The following is a 1,519-nucleotide window of genomic DNA, read 5'->3' on the forward strand; positions in this document are numbered from 1 at the left end:
CCATCAAACTGTATAGAACATACCTACAAAAAACCTGGCACTTATACTACGCCCCAAATCTTCCAAGGCACTATCAGGGCAATGCCCAACTACGCCTACCTACTTCACTTCTTAAATTCATTCGAAAAGAGCAGCGCGGCCTATAGCTATTGTACCACCACTCCTACCAACAAGACCTCACAAAGAGCGCGGTGTAAACCCTTATTTTCTGAAACCCCAACAATAGTTGGACATATCAGCATCAAACCGCCCAAACCCGCCACCACGGCTACTTTCAGCAATCCCTAACACCGGTAGCCACAATAAAACAGAACCAACTATGGTTTCAGACATTTTTTACAACGCAGTAAACTTGCATTAAGAAACAACGCTAAAAAAACAAGTTTCTTAGCAAGCTGTACCGCTCAGCACAAAACCGATCTTCGAACTCTTTCATATGGCAAGCAATCGTTAGTCGCCCGCTGTTTCCACAGTGGGCTTTCTTTTGCCCATAACCCAAGCTTCATATTGACCGCATAAAAAAGAGGCCCGCAGGCCTCTGTATAAACTTTATAGATTCAAACCAGGTTTTGCCAGATACCGGCAACCGGCAACTGCTATCACACCGTTCCCGTCATACTCCGGAACGCCTGCGGGAAGGCCCCGATGGCCAGTTCCGGCTCGGCAATCTCGGGGTGCCAGCGCTTCTCCCACTCAAAGCTGTAGAAACCTTTATAGCCGCCGTTTTGCAATGCAGTGATGGCTTCCCGCACCGGCGCTACGCCTTTGCCAAATAACACATAGTTGAACTTGTCTCCATCCCATACCATATCCTTCAGGTGTACGTGGCGGATGTATGGTTTGAGTATGGGATATACCGATGCTGGCGATTCTTTTGTTTTCACCCACATATTGACCACATCCCAGATGATGCCTACATTGGAGTGGCGTGCACTGCTTAACACCTGCTCCAGGTCTTTGGCGTACAGCAACTCGCCGTGTGTTTCCATCAGCACATTCACCTTGCGTGCTTTGGCATAGTCGCCCAGCATGAGCAGCCTTTCACCAATCAGCTTCATGGTGGCCTGCTTGTCGCCACCTTCGGTAAGCTTTTCGGGGTACACCCGCACATTGGGACAACCAAGGGCTGCAGCCAAATCGATGTATTGCCTGGCTTCAGCCAGGTGCTTGTCGGCAGTTGCAGGCTCGGTATGGTGTAGTTGCGCCGAGGAACCAAGCCCCACCACTTTCAATCCGCTTTGTTTGATCATGTCCTTGGTTTGCCCCAGCATATCTGCCGACATCCACGGGCTTTCAGGTATTACCATGTCCTTCTTAATACCGCGCAGTTCTATACCTTGGTACCCGTTCTTTTTGGCAAATACCAAAATTTCGGGCAGGTCCCAGTCAGGGCATCCCAGGGTTGAAAAAGAAAGCTTTGCCGGGCCTTTTGGCAGGGGCAGCATCAGGCTGCCAAATGCAAGCGAAGTGTTGCGGATAAAATGCCGGCGGCTGATGGATGATAAAGACATATGGCAGG

1 protein-coding gene is annotated in these 1,519 nt (G+C 49.9%); it reads right to left on the bottom strand.

Annotated features, from left to right (window positions below; translation table 11 throughout):
* Nucleotides 1–599 precede the first annotated feature (599 nt).
* On the bottom strand, nucleotides 600–1,519 hold a 920-nt coding region (locus tag BUE76_RS19595; protein ID WP_216820689.1), incomplete at its 5' end, for a sugar phosphate isomerase/epimerase family protein.

This window comes from Cnuella takakiae, assembly GCF_001953305.1.
GTDB classification, from domain to species: domain Bacteria; phylum Bacteroidota; class Bacteroidia; order Chitinophagales; family Chitinophagaceae; genus Flavisolibacter; species Flavisolibacter takakiae.